Origin of the sequence: Moorena sp. SIO2C4 (assembly GCF_010672485.1) — a bacterium.
Classification (GTDB): Bacteria; Cyanobacteriota; Cyanobacteriia; order Cyanobacteriales; family Coleofasciculaceae; genus Moorena; species Moorena producens.
This window is the reverse complement of the sequence record NZ_JAAHGN010000018.1, coordinates 1-18,811: the sequence shown is the minus strand read 5'-3', so window position 1 is coordinate 18,811 and position 18,811 is coordinate 1. Positions and strand designations below refer to the sequence as shown.

The 18,811-nt window shown below is 45.0% G+C and carries 12 protein-coding genes and 1 pseudogene; 4 read left to right on the top strand and 9 right to left on the bottom strand.

Annotated features, from left to right (window positions below):
- On the bottom strand, positions 1 to 252 hold a 252-nt coding region (locus F6K20_RS02305), incomplete at its 3' end, for a hypothetical protein (RefSeq protein WP_287293546.1).
- A 367-nt stretch (positions 253 to 619) separates the two neighbouring features.
- Here F6K20_RS02305 and F6K20_RS02300 point away from each other — a divergent pair.
- Positions 620 to 751: a hypothetical protein gene (locus tag F6K20_RS02300; RefSeq protein WP_008186906.1), complete on the top strand. Its 132-nt coding sequence runs from the start codon at positions 620 to 622 to the stop codon at positions 749 to 751.
- Positions 752 to 1,631: 880 nt separating this feature from the next.
- Positions 1,632 to 2,366 carry a TVP38/TMEM64 family protein gene (locus F6K20_RS02295; protein ID WP_008186908.1) on the top strand — a complete coding sequence of 245 codons (735 nt, stop codon included), beginning with the start codon at positions 1,632 to 1,634 and terminating at the stop codon, positions 2,364 to 2,366.
- On the opposite strand, the gene F6K20_RS02290 is transcribed toward F6K20_RS02295, so the two are convergent.
- Positions 2,363 to 2,542 carry a hypothetical protein gene (locus F6K20_RS02290; protein WP_131827262.1) on the bottom strand — a complete coding sequence of 60 codons (180 nt, stop codon included), beginning with the start codon at positions 2,540 to 2,542 and terminating at the stop codon, positions 2,363 to 2,365. The genes F6K20_RS02295 and F6K20_RS02290 overlap by 4 nt on opposite strands.
- 228 nt (positions 2,543 to 2,770) lie before the next feature.
- Here F6K20_RS02290 and F6K20_RS02285 point away from each other — a divergent pair, with 228 nt between their 5' ends.
- Positions 2,771 to 4,333, top strand: a complete 1,563-nt coding sequence (locus F6K20_RS02285; protein ID WP_287293543.1) for a mercuric reductase — start codon at positions 2,771 to 2,773, stop codon at positions 4,331 to 4,333.
- Here F6K20_RS02285 and F6K20_RS02280 read toward each other — a convergent pair.
- The 7 genes and pseudogenes from F6K20_RS02280 to F6K20_RS02250 all read right to left on the bottom strand — a co-directional run bounded on the left by F6K20_RS02280 (position 4,258) and on the right by F6K20_RS02250 (position 17,619).
- Positions 4,258 to 5,760 carry an ABC transporter ATP-binding protein gene (locus tag F6K20_RS02280; RefSeq protein ID WP_287293541.1) on the bottom strand — a complete coding sequence of 501 codons (1,503 nt, stop codon included), beginning with the start codon at positions 5,758 to 5,760 and terminating at the stop codon, positions 4,258 to 4,260. The two genes, F6K20_RS02285 and F6K20_RS02280, sit on opposite strands and share 76 nt — an antisense overlap.
- Positions 5,761 to 6,049: 289 nt before the next feature.
- Positions 6,050 to 8,551: a protein kinase domain-containing protein gene (locus F6K20_RS02275; protein ID WP_287293538.1), complete on the bottom strand. Its 2,502-nt coding sequence runs from the start codon at positions 8,549 to 8,551 to the stop codon at positions 6,050 to 6,052.
- Positions 8,552 to 9,077: 526 nt separating this feature from the next.
- Positions 9,078 to 11,294, bottom strand: a complete 2,217-nt coding sequence (psaB, locus tag F6K20_RS02270; RefSeq protein WP_287293535.1) for a photosystem I core protein PsaB — start codon at positions 11,292 to 11,294, stop codon at positions 9,078 to 9,080.
- Between the two features lie 174 nt (positions 11,295 to 11,468).
- A pseudogene (locus F6K20_RS02265) lies at positions 11,469 to 12,287 on the bottom strand (photosystem I psaA/psaB family protein); the annotation flags it as partial.
- The gene (locus F6K20_RS02260) at positions 12,248 to 13,483 is read right to left on the bottom strand and encodes a tetratricopeptide repeat protein (protein WP_287293548.1); all 1,236 of its coding nucleotides are present in this window, start codon (positions 13,481 to 13,483) and stop codon (positions 12,248 to 12,250) included. The pseudogene F6K20_RS02265 and the gene F6K20_RS02260, both read right to left, overlap by 40 nt.
- A 1,472-nt stretch (positions 13,484 to 14,955) precedes the next feature.
- A complete protein-coding gene (locus F6K20_RS02255) occupies positions 14,956 to 16,701 on the bottom strand; it encodes an ABC transporter ATP-binding protein (RefSeq protein WP_008177909.1) in 1,746 nt (581 codons plus the stop codon).
- A gap of 237 nt (positions 16,702 to 16,938) precedes the next feature.
- Complete coding sequence (locus F6K20_RS02250; protein ID WP_008177911.1) at positions 16,939 to 17,619, bottom strand: hypothetical protein; 681 nt, start codon at positions 17,617 to 17,619, stop codon at positions 16,939 to 16,941.
- Positions 17,620 to 18,117: 498 nt separating this feature from the next.
- Between F6K20_RS02250 and F6K20_RS02245 the strand changes: the two genes are divergently transcribed.
- Positions 18,118 to 18,453 (top strand): hypothetical protein, encoded by a 336-nt coding sequence (locus tag F6K20_RS02245; protein ID WP_044491879.1) that lies wholly within the window; start codon positions 18,118 to 18,120, stop codon positions 18,451 to 18,453.
- Positions 18,454 to 18,811 lie beyond the last annotated feature (358 nt).

Here is an 18,811-nt window from a genome sequence, read left to right as displayed (position 1 = left end):
TGACAAATGATTGCTATTGACCTCATTTTTTTCCTGCAAGGCTATCGCTATGTCCGCTACCATATCAATATCATTGCTGGATAGTTCTGCTTCAAGCTTATCCTTAAAATAGGCAACATTTGCCCGCTTTTGCTCGACTAAATTATTTAATTTAAGAAGGTTTGCTTCCGCTTCAGCAAGTTCTTGCTGGGTTTGTTTTAGCCGATCTTTGATCCAATTAATATGGTCTTCTTGAGCAGATTTAATATTCATGGTTGTGAGCTGAATGTTTTTTTATCAAGCTTTTACGGAAAGTATACCAGTCTTTTTTTAGTTTTGGCAATCGAGCAAAAAATCAATAAAAATAACAAATAGTTATTTTGCTCAACCCCTTAGTATCCTTCTGTCCCAATCCTGCTAAAGAAAGGTAGTCACAAGTACAGGACTTAGGCAAAACTGGTCAACAAATCCTATAAATAGTAGGATGCATTAATAAAAACCGCTACAGGTAGGGTTGCTGGGGAAGTCCTGACTCTTATGAGTATGTAATAGGATTGCCTGTTTGCCTGCGCTGCGCTCTACCTTAAAACGCGATCGCTCAATCACTTTTAGTTATTTATATATAACTAATTAATAAACTATGAACCCAGAAGACTTTGAGGATAGCTCTATTGTACTTAAGTTTCATGTGTCACAAGAGAGTATCAAGTTTCCCAAGACTTACCCAGTAGATCTACCTGTAGAGTGTGTGATTAACCCACCCTACTACTGATAGAGTTTCGTCTCTAGTTTGGCGTCAGTCCTTTACCTCAACGGCTTTTTGCTGACTTCTGGCTCCTAATCAAGACTTCGAGCATAACCAGTCCAAGATCCTCTATCTGCTTCTTCTGTGCAAGTCAGTCCAGCTGTCGATGCAGTGTTAATCAATAGTTACCTAATATCCTTGATTAATTTTAACGTATAACGCCCCCTATGTAACTTTAAATCCAGCTCTAATTTAGATGAACTAGTTAATTGTTTGCTATAACTAAAAAAAATCTGTGATCAGAGCTGCTGTTACCTTGTTACAAAATTAATCTGTCGTCTGATTTTAATAGTTAATATTAGCTATATAAATAAACCTGATTTTTTGCTGAGTATCACCTAAATTTAGCCTTAAAATTAAGCAAAAGTATTCTTATTAAATTTAAATTAGTTTCACTAGCTTTAGCTCCCAAAAACTATTGTATGATGATCATCAACAAGCAATTGATACTGCAATTGTTTGTTGGCCACTCTCTAGAAAGCTGATCGCCCTAGGCTGAAGGCTAAATGCTTAACTGCCTTCAGCCGTCAGCCGTCAGCCGTTAGCCGTCAGCTTTTAGGTCACCCTAAACGAACAGCCGTAAACTGAGGTAACAGAGATTAAACCAATGCTTACTTGTTTTATTCAAAAGCTGTGCGCTTAGCGTGCGCATAAGCTGATAGCTGATAGCTGATAGCTGATAGCTTACCTGTAAACTTATAAACTTTTGTTAATTTCATTACCCAACAAGCTATTTAAGATAACCATATCTGTAGATAATTTGATTACTATGTCTCAAGTTCAAGTGCAACGCTCCCAACTCATGATAAGTACAAGAAGAAGCAGTCAATCTCGTCCCCGAAACGTCATGAAGGGTTTAAAGTTAGTTTCATTAACATTACTGGCAATGGTGATGGTACTGGTGGTACATGCTGAGCCGAGTTTCGCACAGGAATCCGCTAGTAGTGGAGGATTCAATCCCCAAGAAATATTGCGCAATGCTTTGCAGTGGATTGATAGTCTCGGACCCATCGGAGCGATCGCATTTATCGCAATCTATATCATTGCTGCCGTAGCATTTTTGCCTGGGTCTATCCTAACCCTAGGGGCTGGGGTAGTATTTGGTGTTTTCTTAGGCTCAATCTATGTGTTCATCGGAGCCACTATCGGAGCCACGGCTGCTTTTCTGGTTGGACGTTATCTAGCTAGGGACTGGATTGCTCAAAAAATTGCTGGAAATGATAAATTTAGTGCCATTGATGAAGCAGTAGGTCAGGAAGGATTGAAAATTGTGTTCTTGACTCGACTATCTCCGGTATTTCCCTTCAATCTCTTAAACTATGCCTATGGTCTAACTGGGGTTTCGCTGAAAGACTACGTCTTAGGCTCCTTTGGCATGATTCCAGGAACATTAATGTACGTTTACATCGGTTCTCTGGCTGGAGACCTGGCCACTCTTGGTAGTGGTGACGCACCCACCAATCCCACTGTCCAGTGGGCAATTCGGATTATTGGTTTTATCGCCACTGTGGCAATAACACTTTTTATTACTAATCTGGCTAAGAAGGCTTTAGACAAAAGAGTTTCTAAGGAAACAGTTTAGAAGGTTAACAAGTTGAAGGTTAGCAGGTTTAAGGTTAGGAGGTTGAAGGTTGTTCGCGTAGCGTGGCCTTTTGGCCAAGGTTGAAGGTTATAGGTTAGGAAGTTGAAGGTTGTTCGCGTAGCGTGGCCTTTTGGCCAAGGTTGAAGGTTGTTCGCGTAGCGTGGCCTTTTGGCCAAGGTTTAAGGTTAGGAAGTTTAAGGTTAGCAGGTTAAAGTTAAAGGTTATAGGTTATAGGGATCCGTTTAGGAATTGTAATAATTTTTGTTCCCGATTCCCGATTCCCGATTCCCGATTTCCGACTCCCGACTCCCGATTCCCGACTCCCGATTCCCGACTCCCGACTCCCTACTCCCTAATCCCTAAAAAAATAATCTAATTTTGAACTATCAAAGGAGTTATTATAAATGTCAAGTTCTCAATACCAAAGAGTTACTGTCCCACCCATGGATGAGTATAACCAGAGGTTGGTTAACTACGTTCATCCAGGGGATTGGGTTAATCCGAAACCTGTTGATTGTTATGACTTAGTAGTTATTGGTGCTGGTACAGCTGGATTAGTTACAGCAGCAGGTGCAGCAGGTATCGGTGTTGGTTTGAAGGTGGCGTTGATTGAACGGCATTTGATGGGTGGGGATTGTTTAAATGTAGGTTGTGTCCCCTCCAAGTGTTTGATTCGGTCATCTCGGGTAGTGGCTGAGATGCGCAATGCCGGAGCCTTTGGGGTTAAAGTTCCAGATAATATTGAAGTAGACTTCCCCGCAGTGATGGAACGGATGCGTCGGCTACGGGCAGGGATTAGCCATCACGATTCTGCTCAACGCTTTAAAGATACCTATGGTATTGATATATTTTTAGGCAATGGTCGGTTTACCGGTGAGGATACCATTGAAGTAAACGATACTACCCTCAAGTTTAAGAAAGCGGTAATTGCTACAGGAGCAAGAGCAGTGCGACCCCGAGTTGAGGGCATGGAAGAGGCGGGGTATCTCACCAATGAAACGGTATTTTCTCTGACAGAACGTCCCAATCGACTAGCTGTTATTGGTGGCGGTCCAATTGGGTGTGAATTAGCTCAGTCTTTCCGCCGTTTAGGTTGTGAAGTAGTGCTGTTCCATCGCGGTTCTCACATTTTAAATAAAGAAGATGCTGACGCCGCCGATATTGTTCAAAAAGTCTTTTTAAAAGAAGGTATCCGTTTAGTCCTGGGTGCCCAATTGAACCGGGTCGAGAAGACAGAGGCAGGTAAAACCTTACACTTCAATAGCTGCACTGGTTTGGAAGAGTCGGTCACAGTAGATGAAATTTTGATTGGTGCTGGACGTGCGCCCAATGTAGAAGGGTTAAATTTGGAACTGGTCGGGGTAGAGTATGACCAGCGTAAAGGAGTTAAGGTGAATGATTACCTTGAAACTACCAATCCCAAAATTTATGCTGCTGGTGATATTTGCATGGACTGGAAGTTTACCCATGCAGCGGATTCAGCAGCACGGATTGTGATTAAGAATACTCTATTTTCTCCCTTTGGCTTCGGTAAATATAAGCTGAGTAACTTGGTGATGCCTTGGGCAACCTATACTGATCCAGAAATTGCCCATGTGGGGATGTATGAACATGAAGCTCAAGCCAAAGGGTTTAATGTTAATACTATTAAAATTCCCTTTAGTACTGTAGACCGAGCGATCGCAGATGGCGAAGAAGAGGGATTTGTAAAAATTCACCACAAGAAGGGGTCAGATCAAATCCTGGGAGCAACTATTGTAGCAACTCATGCAGGGGAAATGATTTCTGAGGTGACTACAGCAATTGTCCATAAGATTGGTTTGAGTAAGCTTTCCAGCGTAATTCATCCCTATCCAACTCAAGCAGAAGGAATTAAAAAAGCGGCAGATGCCTATCGTCGTACCCTCTTAACACCACCGAAAGCTACTCGCTGTTTATTCCCCCCAGATAGATTTCTAAGTCGTTGATTAGCGGACTGGGTTAAGCCAAAAGTCTGAAGTATCCAATCGATGCGAGCATTACGTTGCTGACGAGGAACTCCATAAGCTCGACCAAAAAAAGACAAATTTTCTAGGATGGTTAAGTCTGGATACAACGTCAATTTCTGACTCATGTAGCCAATTCTTTGTTTTACTGAGGGTGAATGGGGTGGCAAATGCTCAGATGTGTAGCAAATTTTTCCGCTACTGGGGCGCAGCAGACCACATAGGAGCTTCATGAGTGTCGTTTTGCCAGCACCATTGGCCCCGAGCAGTCCCAAAATTTCACCTCGACTAATAGTAAAGCTTAGCGATCGCACGGCCTGAAAAGTACCATAAACCTTGCTGACCTGATCTACCTTCACTATCCAATTAACATTAGAAGCTGAGTTATGGGGTGGTGAAGATCTCTGGGACACTGTAGATAACAACCCTGGAAGACTTGCCTTTACCCCTGAGGATCGCTGCAAATGATTGGCCATGACATGCTCCAGGGTAGGATTGGCAGGCTGTATCCGAGCTGAGGGTAGTTGGTGAAGATGTAATATTTGTTGTATGGCCTCCTCTGCAGAGATAGCCTGTTTGCTGACAAAAACTATCATGCGATCCCCCAGGGGTTTGAGATCTACAACTGGAGTATGGTTATTTGCGATCGCATTTTGCAAAGCCTGTTCAGTTGCGGCAAAAATTGGCCCCGATGCCAACATTGGATCCTCAGGCACCACCTCAAAACAAGATAATTCCATACTGGCACGCAAATCTTCTGGAGGTCCAATTTGTTGAATGGTGCCGTTGTGGATTAAGGCAACGCGATCGCACCGTTCTGCCTCATCTAGATAATGGGTTGCCACCACAATAGTAGTTCCCTGCTGAGCAATTTTTGCTAAAAAGCTCCAAATCTCACGGCGGAAGACAGCATCAATACCAGTAGAGACCTCATCTAACAGTAGAATTTGGGGCTGGGTAATCAATGCACAGCATAGAGCCAGCTTTTGCTTCATTCCCCCTGATAAATGTCCTGCTAATCTATCAGCAAAAGGCTTAAGGGCTAACCATTGGAGATACTGCTTTCGGCGAGATTGAAAGATTTGCTCGGGTAGACGACGCATTTTAGCGTAGTAACGGAGGTTTTCCTCCACACTCAAATCGGAATACAGTGAAAACTGTTGTGTTAAGTATCCTAGGGATGACCTTACCATTGCTGGTGGTTGTCCCATGACCCGAATCATTCCCGACGTTACTTTTTGTACCCCAGCTAACGCTTTTATTGTGGATGTTTTACCAGCACCGTTGGTGCCTATCAATCCAAAAATCTCCCCAGGATACACCTCAAAGTCAATGCCATTGACAGCAGCAAATTTATCGTAATACTGTCGTAATCCTTTTACTTGAATAATGGCTTGATTTTGTTTCATTCCGGCTTTTTATTTTATTGAATCCTGTGCTATTACCACTGGCTTGCCTAGGGGAGGCATTGATGTTTTAACTGTTGAAGAAAATGATTGTAGACGTCAACAGATTCTATCAAGCAACAGCAATTGACTGGTTATGTGGCAATAAGGCGGCATCGGGAGCATGTCACCTTTGTAATTATCTACATAGATAACCCCTAACCCCCCGTGAACCTTGAGGGTAAATTTAGATAATTATTAGTTAATTATTACACAATTATAGTAAGCTATTAGCTAACTAAAACTCCTAAAACTAATTAGAGGGTATGGGAAGAAAATCGTAACCGCTGGAAGTGTTCTGATTCGGGAGAATTTTTACCAGTTGGACTGAGCCATTGCGATCGCCTGAACGCAAAAACCGAATTGAACCAGATACTCCAGGTGCTACAAAGTCTGAGGCTGAGAGGGCTTGTTGAACACCAGCACGAGTGGGATTACGTTTGAGGGCTTCTATCAAAGCTTGGGTTCCATCGTAAGCCATGGCTGTGCGCCAGTTAACCTCGGCATTCCAAAGGGCTTTGGATTTACGGACAAAGTCTGACTGAGGGTTGCTATCAATATCCCAAAAAACAGCTACCACCATTTCAACAGCATTTTCTGCACCTTTCTCTAAGGTCTTGGGAGAATACATTACATCTCCTCCCAACAGACTTAGACGTTTACCATTGACCTTAACAACCTCCAAAGCTTGATCTAGAACTGCTGAGTTAGGAGCTAAAAATAGCACCTGTGCTCCCCGCTGAATCGCTTGTTCTACAGGTATAGCAGGATTAAAATCTGGATTGGAGATGTCAACCTCATCAACAACTTGTCCTCCTCCTAGGGAAACGGCTGTGACAAATTCAGTTTTGATAGACTTGCTGTAGTCACTCTTATAATTATAGAAAACTGCTGCATTCTGCTTTTTCAACTGGGTGTTCATGTAGTTAGCTAAGGCTCTGGCTGAAAAAGCATCATTTGGCACTGAGCGAAACACATAAGGGCTAAAGTTTGACAACTTTACTGAAGTACTAACGGGAGAGATAGCTGCTAGTTTCCCGGAATTATATACTTCTCCTGCAGCTAAGGTTACACTACTAGCGGAATGACCAATTACAGCTAATATTTCCGGATTGTTGACCAATGCTGACGCAATTTTTTTAGCAGTATCGGGATTTTGATCATCACTCGTAATGACTACTTTGAGGGGTACGCCATTAATTCCCCCAGTTTTATTGATTTCATCTTGAGCTTGAGCAACGCCACGCAAAATTGCTAATGTGCCATCGGGGTCAGTAGCAATCGGTCCAGCTACAGCAATAGTATAGGATTTCTGATTACCAATGCGAGCATTATTTAGATAAATTAGAGTTTCAGGAGCGTTGGGGTATTTCCGAATTGCTGCTTCAAAGTCACTCACGGCTTTGTCATAATCCCCAGCAGCCATGGCTGCCATACCCTTTTGTTTTGCAGCTTGGAATTGCAGATTTGGAGTGCCTACCTCTTCTGTTTTAACTAGGGACTTTTCCCCAAGGCTAATTCGAGCTTGAATATTACTCTGATCAGGTGTTGAAGTTGGAGTAATTTGAGCATTCGTAGCAAGAGGTGATGGGTTGGGTGACTCCGTAGTCTTGGGAGTGTTATTAAATAAAAATAAGCAGATTAAATAGATAAGGATGCCAATAACAGTAGTGGCAACAGCGATGGGAAGCAATAACCGACGAGGGTTTTGAGAGCCAACTCCGGAAGACTGAGACCCACCAAACGGTTGCGGCGATGAGGCTGGTGCTGGGGAAAGTTGAGATGGTGGTAATGAAATCTCTGTGGGTTGAGGTTGCCCAGACTGTGGTATCGATGGAATCCCTGTTGAGGGGATTGGAGAGTTCTGTTGCGGAATTTGTGTCGATTGTATTATTGTCGGCTGTTGTACTGATTTGTGTTGTGGTACTGAGACTTGTGGGTATGACTCCAGAGCCTGTATAACCTCTGTGGCAGACTGGTAACGTTCCCTAAAATGGTAGCGCACCATCTTAGATAGAATCCTCTTTAAGTCATCGCTGATCTTTGCCCAAGGTTCCCAAATCACTTCTCCAGTATTAGGGTCTTCTTGAATTTGATTAATCGTTAAGCCAGTTACTGCCTGGATAGCAATCATGCCAAGACCATAAATATCACTGTTGGCACGAGGATTACCTCTGCCTTGTTCTGTGGACATATAACCAGGGGTTCCAACGGCAATTGTGCCACTGACCTGATTGTTCGGTCCGCGAATTTGCTTGACTGTGCCGAAGTCAACTAAAACCAGCTTATTGTCCTGATGTCGTCGGATAATATTATCGGGCTTGATATCACGATGGATAACTCGATTTTGGTGGATAAAGCTGAGAGCTCTCAAGACTTCCTGAAGCCTTTGACGAACTTGGCTTTCAGACCAGCTTTGACCAGGTTTGATTTCACTGCTGAGGGTGTTTCCTTCAATAAACTCTTGAACCAGGTAAAACTCTTCATCTTCCTCGAAGTAAGCTAAAAGCATTGGAATTTGGTCATGCTTCCCCAGTCTCTCTAGAGTTTCGGCTTCAGTTCGGAACAAACGTCTGGCATTTTCCAAGGATTTGGGATGGTTGCTAGGTGGCTTCAGTTGTTTGATAACGCACTGGGGATTAGTGGGTCGGCGAGTATCTTCGGCAATGTAAGTTTTTCCAAATCCACCCTGGGCTAGGGTATCAATTACTCGATAACGCCGATCAAGTAAATCATTTGGCTTGAGGTCTGTCATAAAAGTTCGGATCTCGGAACTACGGATCACAGAATTACGGACGTTTTACACTTCTGGATGGATAAGTCCTGTACTTATTTATATATCTGCGAATTCTTTAGGTGCGACCCGTGGCGAATTTAATTCGCCAAGGTCAAGCGCACCTTTGTGATTTATAAACAGTAGCAGCGATCCCCTGACGACCTGACCCCCTCAGTACTTAGTACTACTGTCGAGATTGCATGGCAGGATTGAAGTAGAGCAGAGTTACCTGATTGTGGGGCAATCAGTAACAGAGCGATATAGTTGTTCATTTAAATGATTCACTAGTTGTCTTTTCTTTACCACATTTTATAGTTTTTGTCAAAATTATTTTCGCTGATCATCATTTTTTATATAGCGCTATATTTTTGATGCTGCCAAGCCATGCAATTCTATTCAGTAGATCTAAAACTGAGGAAATAATAAAAAATCCCCCACCGGAAGGCAGGAGATTTCAATTAATTACCTACAATTCAAATACCTAAAAAGCTAGTTTCAGCAACCATTAGCCAAATGCACCAGCTGTCGAGGCAATCAAGAATGCCGCGTAGGTAAGTATATAACCAACCGTGAAGTGGGTTAAACCAACCAGACGAGCTTGAACGATGGACAGCGCAACAGGCTTATCCTTCCAGCTAACCAAGTTAGCCAGAGGAGTACGCTCGTGTGCCCAGACCAAAGTTTCGATTAGCTCTTGCCAGTAACCACGCCACGAGATCAGGAACATGAAACCAGTTGCCCAAACTAGGTGTGCCAACAGGAACATCCAAGCCCAGACCGACAGGTTGTTCGTTCCAAACGGGCTGTAACCATTGATCAACGGAGCAGAGTTAGCCCACAGGTAATCCCGGAACCAGCCCATGAGATAAGTAGAGTTCTCATTGAACTGAGCCACGTTACCTTGCCAGACGCACAGATGCTTCCAGTGCCAATAGAAGGTCAACCAGCCTAAGGTGTTGAGCATCCAGAACATGGCGAGGTAGAAGGCATCCCAAGCAGAGATGTCGCAAGTACCGCCACGACCAGGACCATCACAAGGGAAGGCGTAACCGAAGTCCTTCTTATCGGGCATTAGCTTGGAACCACGGGCATCCAGGGCACCCTTGACTAGAATCAGGGTGGTGGTGTGCAGACCTAGAGCGATCGCATGGTGTACCAAGAAATCGCCAGGACCAATGGTCAGGAACAGGGAGTTAGTTCCGCTGTTGATGGCATCGAGCCAGCCAGGTAGGTAAACTGCACCAGTGCCAGAAGCTATGCTATCGGGATTGGACAGCAGGATGTCAAAGCCGTATAGCAGTTTACCGTGAGTCGCTTGGATGAACTGAGCAAATACTGGCTCAACCAGGATTTGCTTCTCGGGGGTGCCGAAAGCAACCACGACGTCGTTGTGGACATAGAGTCCTAAGGTGTGGAAACCTAAGAACAGAGTTACCCAGCTCAGGTGAGAAATCAGAGCTTCTTTGTGTTCCAGCATCCGGGCTAACACATTATTCTTATTAGCCTCTGGGTCATAATCCCGCACAAAGAAGATAGCACCATGAGCAAAGGCTCCAACCATCAAGAAACCAGCAATGTACTGATGGTGAGTATACAGTGCTGCCATCGTGGTATGATCCTTAGCTATGAAAGCATAGGGCGGCATCGCATACATGTGTTGCGCTACCAAGGAACAGACCACACCCAAACAAGCCAGAGCTAACCCTAACTGGAAGTGGAGAGAGTTGTTGATAGTGTCATATAGACCCTTGTGACCCTCACCTAACATGCCCCCAAAGGGAGTACTTGCTGGGGGATTGTGGGCACTATGAATCTCCTTGATGCTGTGGCCAATACCCCAGTTGGTGCGGTACATATGACCAGCAATGATGAAGATCACTGCGATCGCCAAGTGGTGATGAGCCATATCGGTCAGCCACAAGGACTCAGTCTGGGGATGGAAGCCACCCAAGAAGGTCAGAATCGCTGTCCCTGCACCGTCAGAGGTACCAAAGATGTGTCCAGCGGTATCTGGGTTCTGGGCATAGACTCCCCAATTCCCGGTAAAGAAAGGTCCTAATCCAGCTGCATGGGGTTTGACACTCAGGAAGTTATCCCAACCAACCCGCTGTCCGCGAGATGCGGGGATAGCCACGTGGATCAAGTGACCTGCCCAAGCTAAGGAGCTAACACCAAACAAACCTGCCAAGTGGTGATTCAGCCTAGACTCTGCATTCTTGAACCAGCTCAAGCTGGGGCGGAATTTAGGCTGTAAGTGCAACCAACCTGCAAACAGTAACAGGGATGACAACAATAACAAGAACATGGCACCACCATGCAGTTGGTTATTGGTTGTCATGCCAATGGTGTAAAACCAGTGGTAAACACCGGAGTAGGCGATGTTTACGGGGCTAGAAGCACCAGCTTGGGTGAAGGCATCAATTGCCCCTGAGCCAAATTGGGGATCCCAAATCGCGTGGGCGATGGGCTTAACAGTTTCAGGATCTTTAATCCACTCTTCAAAGTTACCTTGCCAGGCGACGTGGAACAGGGTGCCAGACGTCCACAAGAAAATGATTGCAAGATGGCCGAAGTGAGAAGCAAAAATCTTTTGATATAGATTCTCCTCGGTCATGCCATCATGGCTTTCAAAGTCATGGGCTGTGGCAATCCCGTACCAGATTCGACGTGTTGTCGGATCTTGAGCGAGGTCCTGGCTAAATTTTGGAAATTTTGTTGCCATATGCTTTAAGGAAATTCTCCTCGCTGACCAATGAGACTTATGCAATCATGCTGCTCATTGTTTTTTCTTAATTAACCCCCTGGAACCGAAGTTCCAGGTTGCTTATTGTATCGACAGGCGAGACACAGGTTATGGTATCCCACTCAAGGTTTGGCATCGATTCCTGGTAAGCAGTTATCCCACTGACAGGATTCGTGCTATGAAGAATGCCCAGGTAACGACGATTCCTCCCAGGAGGTAGTGAGCTACCCCTACAGCCCGACCCTGAGTGATGCTCAGAGCACGAGGCTGAATCGATGGGGCTACTTTCAATTTATTATGAGCCCAAACGATGGATTCGATCAGTTCTTGCCAGTAACCACGACCACTAAATAGGAACATCAGGCTAAAGGCAAAGACGAAGTGACCAGCTAGGAACATTATGCCGTATGCCGACAGAGCTGTGCCGTAAGATGTGATTACATTTGAGGCTTGTGCCCACAAAAAGTCCCGTAACCAGCCATTGATGGTGATCGCACTTTGGGCAAAGTTGCCATTGGCAATGTGAGACACAGTCCCATCCGGGAATACTGTTCCCCAGACATCAGATTGCATCTTCCAGCTGAAGTGGAAAATAACCACAGAGATGCAGTTATACATCCAGAACAAGCCTAGGAACACATGATCCCAACCAGATACCTGGCAGGTACCGCCACGACCTGGACCATCGCAGGGGAAGCGGAAGCCTAGCTCAGATTTATCGGGGATCAGACGTGACGAACGGGCAAACAGTACCCCTTTGAGCAGAATTAGTACAGTGACATGGATGGTGAAGGCATGGATATGGTGAACCATAAAGTCCGCAGTACCCAGCTCAATCGGCATCATTGCCACTTTACCCCCTACTTCTACAACGCCTCCGCCAAAGGCATAGCTAACGGTTTCCAAAGCATTGGGAGCAGTTCCTCCCGGCGCTAGGTTGTGGATGTTTTGAATCCACTGGGCAAAGATTGGCANTCTTGAGGTATATAAGTTTGGTAGTGACGGAGGGCTTGTCCTGGCACAGAAACAATCACCTCTAACCGTTCTGGCAAAATAATAGGATAAATAACTGCCGCTTTCTGGTCAATTTGGTCAATCTGCCTCGGTTGACCTTTTAAACAGGCTTCCTGGAAAAAGTTCTCTAATTCAGCTAATTGCAGCGATTCAATAACTTGCATCGCCTTTTTCAGGTGGTCTTGACTAATTTCTGCTGAGCCTTTTGCCTGGGATACCCCTCCTGGCTCAGGGGTGGTGACAGAAGGTTGCAGTAGTAATTCAACTAGCTCTCGATAGATCGGTTCGACAGTTTCAGTGAAAGAAAATTGGACATCTCGATTGATAGCGACTAAGTCTGAGCGCAGTGACTGGAGAGTTTTGACCGCTGAATCGTAAGCTGCGATCGCTTCGTTGATATCCCCCTGCTGTTTGTGCAGCCTCCCCAGTTGCCAAGCTGCACGAGCGGCAATATCTGAGGCATGATTACCTTGGGCAATCTGTAGAGCATTCTCTGTTAACCTCAAAGCCTCGGACCACTGCTGGGTTTGTTCATACAATGAACCTAACTGAGTCATGGCATAAGCTTGAGCTGTTGGATCCCCCAATTCCATGGCTTGTTGCACTGCTCGTGCCAGAATTTTTGCGGCTTTTTGGATAGGTATAGGCACCCCTTGTGACTGTCTAGTTGAAGCAGCTGCCAACTTTGACAAGCTCTCAGCAAAGTTGACCGCAGCATAGACTGTGGTTCGACTGGGGGGCTGCTGAGCTAGATTAGATTCAATGGCAGGCAATAGTGCGATCGCTTTCTTGTGCTGGTCTAGTTCTATATAAAGGCTGAGTTGGTTGAGTTGTGCTTCAGTTTGAATTTGTGGGCTAGTTGCTTTTGTGACCACTTGTTGGTAATACTTCAAGGCGGTTTCCGGCTCTTGTAAGTTTCTGGAAGTATTTCCCAAGCTGAAAAGAATGTGACTGGTATCCGTGGCAGAATCTAACTTCTGGGCGATTTCCAAACTTTGCTCTAAAACTTCCCTGGATTCGTGTACATCTCCCACTACTTGCAAAGCCACTCCCAAACTCCGCAATCCCTTGACTTTAAGCAGGGAATCATCTTGAGCTTGGAGCTTTTCATTGACAGCTTCTAAGAGTTTTCGCGATCGCCTGTAGAAGCCCATAGTTTGTAGGGCTTGAGCCTGGTTAATCTGGCTACCCAAGATGCCAACCTCATCCCCTAGAGATTGATACGTAGCTTCTGAGTTTTGCCAACTTTCCAGAGCAGATTCCGTTTGTCCCATCGCATTTCTGAGACTGCCCTGAATAGTCAGCGCTTGAGCCAAAATCGACCCTTTTTCCCTAAGTTGTATACCCTGCAAAATCTTCAAACTTTGGTCAATAGCACTCTGGGCTTGCTGCCATTTTCCCAATCGTTGGTCAGCTAAGGAGAGATAGCTCAAGCTCAAAGCTTGTCCCACTTCATCACCTTGTTGCTCAAAACCAACAGCTGCCTGTTGCCAGACAGCAGCCGCCTCAGCAAATCGTCCGGCTTCATAGAGAGTTCTGCCTTGCTCTAGCAACTCTGAACCATGCTTGGTGGGTTCTAGCACAAAGGTTTGGGGATTAGAAATAGCACTAACGAGTTGCTGGTTTCCACCGACCTTTGCTCTACTCCCCAGTACCGAATGATCAGGATAGGCTACAGCAGGAACTACCATAGTCACTATCAAAAAGGTTAGTAATCCTAACCAGATAGTATAGTGACTAGATTTGGGAAGCTTACCTAGCTTGCTCATCATCTATGTCCAATAACTACCAGCAAATTTTCTTGGGCTCCCATAAATTTCTGTCATCTTAGTTATTAATTAATTATTAATTAGTTATTAATTAGGTGAATATTAGCCATGACCGGAACATACTCTTCCCCAATATGGGAGCTAATCGGGATTAGTTCTATAGTTCCCACTTTTCTTGGCAAGAGCGTCAACCAACAAACTGCGTAAAAATTGGGTTCGATGACCCATTCCCTGTTACCAGTTGGGTTAACGGGGGTGTGAAACGCTGATTGGGTATCACTATAGATGCTTAATCAACAGCTTTTGTGATAATATACGGTTATATGGCGATTGGGGCTGTGGCTCAGCTGGATAGAGCAAGCGCCTCCTGAAAAATCGGGCACCATGGAAGAAATTCCGTGAGTGAATGTGGTCAAATTCGGTGAAACCTAAGGGGTATTTAGCTTATTCAGTACTCTAAGGCAATACCGAGCCAAGCCTGAATCTGTGTGCGAGTCATCGTCGAGGTTAAATGCAGGAAGGTGGAGAGACTAGACGGCCACCACCTAAGGGGTATTAACCTTAAGAGGTATTAACCTAGGGTGAAGGTATAGTCCAGAGAGTGGGGAAACTCACACCAATCTGAAGCGCTAGGTCGCCGGTTCGAATCCGGCCAGTCCCGTTGATAAGCTATTAGCTATTAGGTACTTTGTAAGCATTCAGTGGTCAGCGGTCAGCTTATTCTATTCAAAAGCACCGATTGCGCTACGCGCACGCTGCGCGAACAGTAGCGTGGCACAGGCTTCGACGCTGTGACCTAACCCATAAGCTGATACGCGACACGCTGATAGCTTACGGTATGTTAACTACTTCAATAACTACTTCAAAACTTCTTCTAATTGGTGCTGCTCCCAAAGAAAGCGATAAATACCAGGTTGTTGTAGAAGTTCACCATGAGAACCAGTTTGGACAATTTCCCCTGCGTCCATTACCAAAATCCGGTCAGCTTTAGCAGCAGCTGAAAGTTGATGGGAGATAAAAATTACAGTTTTGCGCTGGACTCCTTCCGAGAGATTGTCCAGAATTTGGGTTGCTGTCTGATTATCAACACTCGAAAGTGCATCATCAAGAATCAGCACTGGTGCATCCATCAGCAGAGCTCTAGCTAAAGCAGTACGTTGTCGCTGCCCCCCAGACAGGGTTATTCCCCTTTCCCCAACAATTGTTTCGTACTGCTGGGGGAAATTCATAATTTCCGGGTGAATTTGGGATTGCGAAGCCGCGTATTCTACCTCTGAGTGTTCGCTGATTGGTATACCGTAGCAGATATTGTTTTTAATGCTAGTGCTGAACAAGAAGCTGTCTTGAGGAACATATGCGATCGCATTCCGCAAGTTCTGCAAGGGCAGCTTAGTAGTATCATATCCATCCAAAAACAGTTGACTAGCTTGAATATCCAGCAAACGAGGCAAGGCATTAGCCAGGGTAGATTTTCCAGAACCAATGGCTCCCACAATCGCTACTGTCTCACCTGCATTAATCGTGAAGCTAACATTTTTCAGGGCAGGAGTTTGACTGCTGGGGTAAGTGTAACTCAAGTTGACAGCCTTGAGCTGACCTCTTACTGGGGTTGGCAAGCTAACTGAATCTGGGGCATTGGTAATCCGAGGCTGAGCCAAGAGAATCGACTCAATACGATCAATACTCACTTCACCACGTTGATAAGCAGTGATGGTAAACCCTAGCAGTGCTGTGGGGAAGACTAAACGTTCAGTGTAGATAATCAGCGCCACAAAGTCACCAATACTGATAGCACCGGACTCAATGGAACCAGGACCAATAGTTAACAGCACCAGTAAGCTGAGGTAAGTAAGAGCCTCAATTATTGGAAACAGAAAGTTTCGTGTTCTTGCCAAATTGAGATTTGCTCCCAAAAGCTGCTGATTGATTTGATGGAACGCACGACGCTCGTTTTCTTCCTGAGCGTATATTTTAATCATGGCGATACCACTCATATCTTCCTGAATCAGCTCACTGAGGTTAGAAAGTTTCTCCTGGACTTCTTGTTGTTGGCTGCGCAGTTTCTCACTAAATAGCTTGACAATAATCAACATCAACGGATAAACCGCCAAGGCTAAGAACGTCAACCACGGATCAATGCCAATCATAACCGGCACGGTCAAAGAGTAGGCAAACACCGTATTTGCCAGACTCAAAACTGCAAACCCCAATAGACGCCGAATATTATCCACATCACTGGTGGCTCGGTTAATCAAATCACCGATCGTGTTCTGAGAAAAATAGGCTGGTTCCAATGTCAGCAAATGCTTAAAAATCCGTTGCTTCAGGTCAAATTCCACTTTGCGCCCCACTCCAAACAATAGGATGCGCGAAGCCATCCGAATCCCCCACATCAATGAGGTGAGTATCAAAATAAGCAGCACAAAGCTCCAGACTTGGTCGAAGCTCAAGGTTTGACTCAACTCGTCAATAGTATCCCTGATCAGTAAGGGGATATAAACACCAAGTCCATTGACAATAAGGAGGGCAAAAATACCTAGGGCTGACTGTCGCCAGTATGGGCGCAGGTAAAGCAGCAGTTTTTTTAGACGGGAATTCAGCATGTTACAATACTATACAATTCCCATCCTGGTTACAATCTTAAACAATTCCCTTCCTTTAGGCTTAACCTTTCACCAAAAATCGGGGAGTACTTAGCCTCAAGGGAACCGCAAATCATAAATTACCGACCCTTACTGAAGGTGGGAGCCGAGGGTGGTATCGGTTTACTTCCGATGAAACCAGAAACCCACACTATACCCGATTGGGTTCATGTGGGTAGTTAACATAATGTCTATATTTCAAGAAACATCTCTTGCGGTCGGCGATTCAACTTCTGTACTGGTAACTGGTCTTCCTCGTAGTTGGAAGTAAATATTGCTAAAGAAGGTGTTAATTACCCTGGTAGTCTGGTCAAGGGCTCCGATAGAAGGGATAAAAGCTTGGATGCCAAGGGCTTGATTGGGTGGAACAAGTTGAGCCAACACAGCGTCCCTAGGGAAAGGACTAGCATTAGTAGTAAGCTGAATTGATTCCCCATCGGGAACAAAAGCAGTGAGGGTTTCCTCCTGCCACCCGATTGTTTTGGCCATTTGAACCGCAGGTTGGTTTTGAACGACTCCAGGCCCGAGAAGTTGAGCCAGCCGATTAGATAGAAAAGGGGTGCTGGCGACAAGCAAGACAAAAAATCCCGTCCAAATCAAGGTAGGTCCTGGGTTAGAGATATTGTCACCTTTAATTCGCATTGCTCCTAGGAACCAAAGCAGAAGTGCTAAGCCCAATGGTTGAAAGGGAAGTGAGAAAATTGTCCATATCGGTGAAACCAGGGCATTGGTTGGGGTGAAAAACAGCAGGACAATAATGGCAAAAACCAAAAAACCCCCAAGCCAGGTGAAATACTGTTTAGGGATGATTTCGAGCAGCAGCTTGGCGAGCAAAAATCCAAGCACTACCCATAGCAGGACTAGAAATAGTAGTTGCATAGTGAATACCTTGTAAGTTTTTGACCGTTAGCTGTTTGTTGTGGAAGTTTGATCCGACAACTCAACCTCCTATCCGGCTAGTCGTATTCGGCTAATTGATCAACTGTGGTAATTTGATAGGCATAAATCCCTCAAATCGTGGCGACATGCTCAGTTTGAGGAATATCTCAACAGGTAAATCACCCCAGTCTGAATTGCCTTAACACCGGCATTATACTTGCCATTGGCTGCAAAGGGTCACTTTGAAATTGGTGTGAGTGGGATCAAACTAGGAAACGTTTTCTGTCAAAGGGGTTGAAATTTTGCTATTTCAACCAATAATCATAGAATACCCTTGGCGAATTAACAGGGGATATTTGGATCTGACCCCATTTAATAGCAGACTAGGCAAGACTTCATACTCCATGCCTGTTTGCCTCGCGCCGATATTGATGGCCGATATTGATGGCCAATATTGATGTTTGATTGAAAACGTTGCCGGTGGATAAACCAGCTCAAATGGGAAACACTTCATACAACACGACCCCTACCATACAAGAGTCGCTGACGGTGGAAAACCGCATCAGTCGTTTGGAATTAATTGTTGGACAAATCGGAGAGGCAGTGCTTGCCACTACCGAAACTATAGACCGTCTGGCTGACCGGGTCGATAACTTTGTGATTCAAGTGCAAAACCAAGGACAGCAAGTCCAACAACAAGGCTACCAGCTTTTTGCTCTAAGTGATGCGGTGCAAACCTTGGCAGAAACTCAAAATGAGTCTCTAAAACAGCTTGAGCAAGTCACACAAACCTTGCAACAGCTTGCTGCAGCGATTGAAGCAGGGGAACACTGACTTTCCTGGCTGTTGAGTTACGCACCAAGCTTGTCGATTTAGACTGGGTATGGGGTGTGGAAAAGATCGGGTTTGGGGTAAGAATAAGGCTAACCTCCTTTTGGAGCATACTTTCGTCTTTCAAAACCCCTCAAAACTTTTGGGGATTATTGACAGGTTTATTGAGAATAAATTGCTCCAAAGCATTCCCAGGAAACTAAGAAATCTCGTTCAGTTATTTGAACCAGTTAAAATTATGGCTCAATCAGGACTTACGCAGCAACTCTACTTGTAGGGTCTCCCTCAGGACCCTACACCATCAGCATGTTTGTTGCCCAGTTTTGCGTAAGTCCTGTCAAAGTCAGCCTACACCCACGCA

Coding starts and splice junctions, on each gene's coding strand:
- F6K20_RS02300 (WP_008186906.1), top strand. CDS start 620: ATGAACCCAGAAGACTTTGAGGATAGCTCTATTGTACTTAAGTTTCAT.
- F6K20_RS02295 (WP_008186908.1), top strand. CDS start 1,632: ATGAAGGGTTTAAAGTTAGTTTCATTAACATTACTGGCAATGGTGATG.
- F6K20_RS02285 (WP_287293543.1), top strand. CDS start 2,771: ATGTCAAGTTCTCAATACCAAAGAGTTACTGTCCCACCCATGGATGAG.
- F6K20_RS02280 (WP_287293541.1), bottom strand. CDS start 5,760: ATGAAACAAAATCAAGCCATTATTCAAGTAAAAGGATTACGACAGTAT.
- F6K20_RS02275 (WP_287293538.1), bottom strand. CDS start 8,551: ATGACAGACCTCAAGCCAAATGATTTACTTGATCGGCGTTATCGAGTA.
- psaB (WP_287293535.1), bottom strand. CDS start 11,294: ATGGCAACAAAATTTCCAAAATTTAGCCAGGACCTCGCTCAAGATCCG.
- F6K20_RS02255 (WP_008177909.1), bottom strand. CDS start 16,701: ATGCTGAATTCCCGTCTAAAAAAACTGCTGCTTTACCTGCGCCCATAC.
- F6K20_RS02250 (WP_008177911.1), bottom strand. CDS start 17,619: ATGCAACTACTATTTCTAGTCCTGCTATGGGTAGTGCTTGGATTTTTG.
- F6K20_RS02245 (WP_044491879.1), top strand. CDS start 18,118: ATGGGAAACACTTCATACAACACGACCCCTACCATACAAGAGTCGCTG.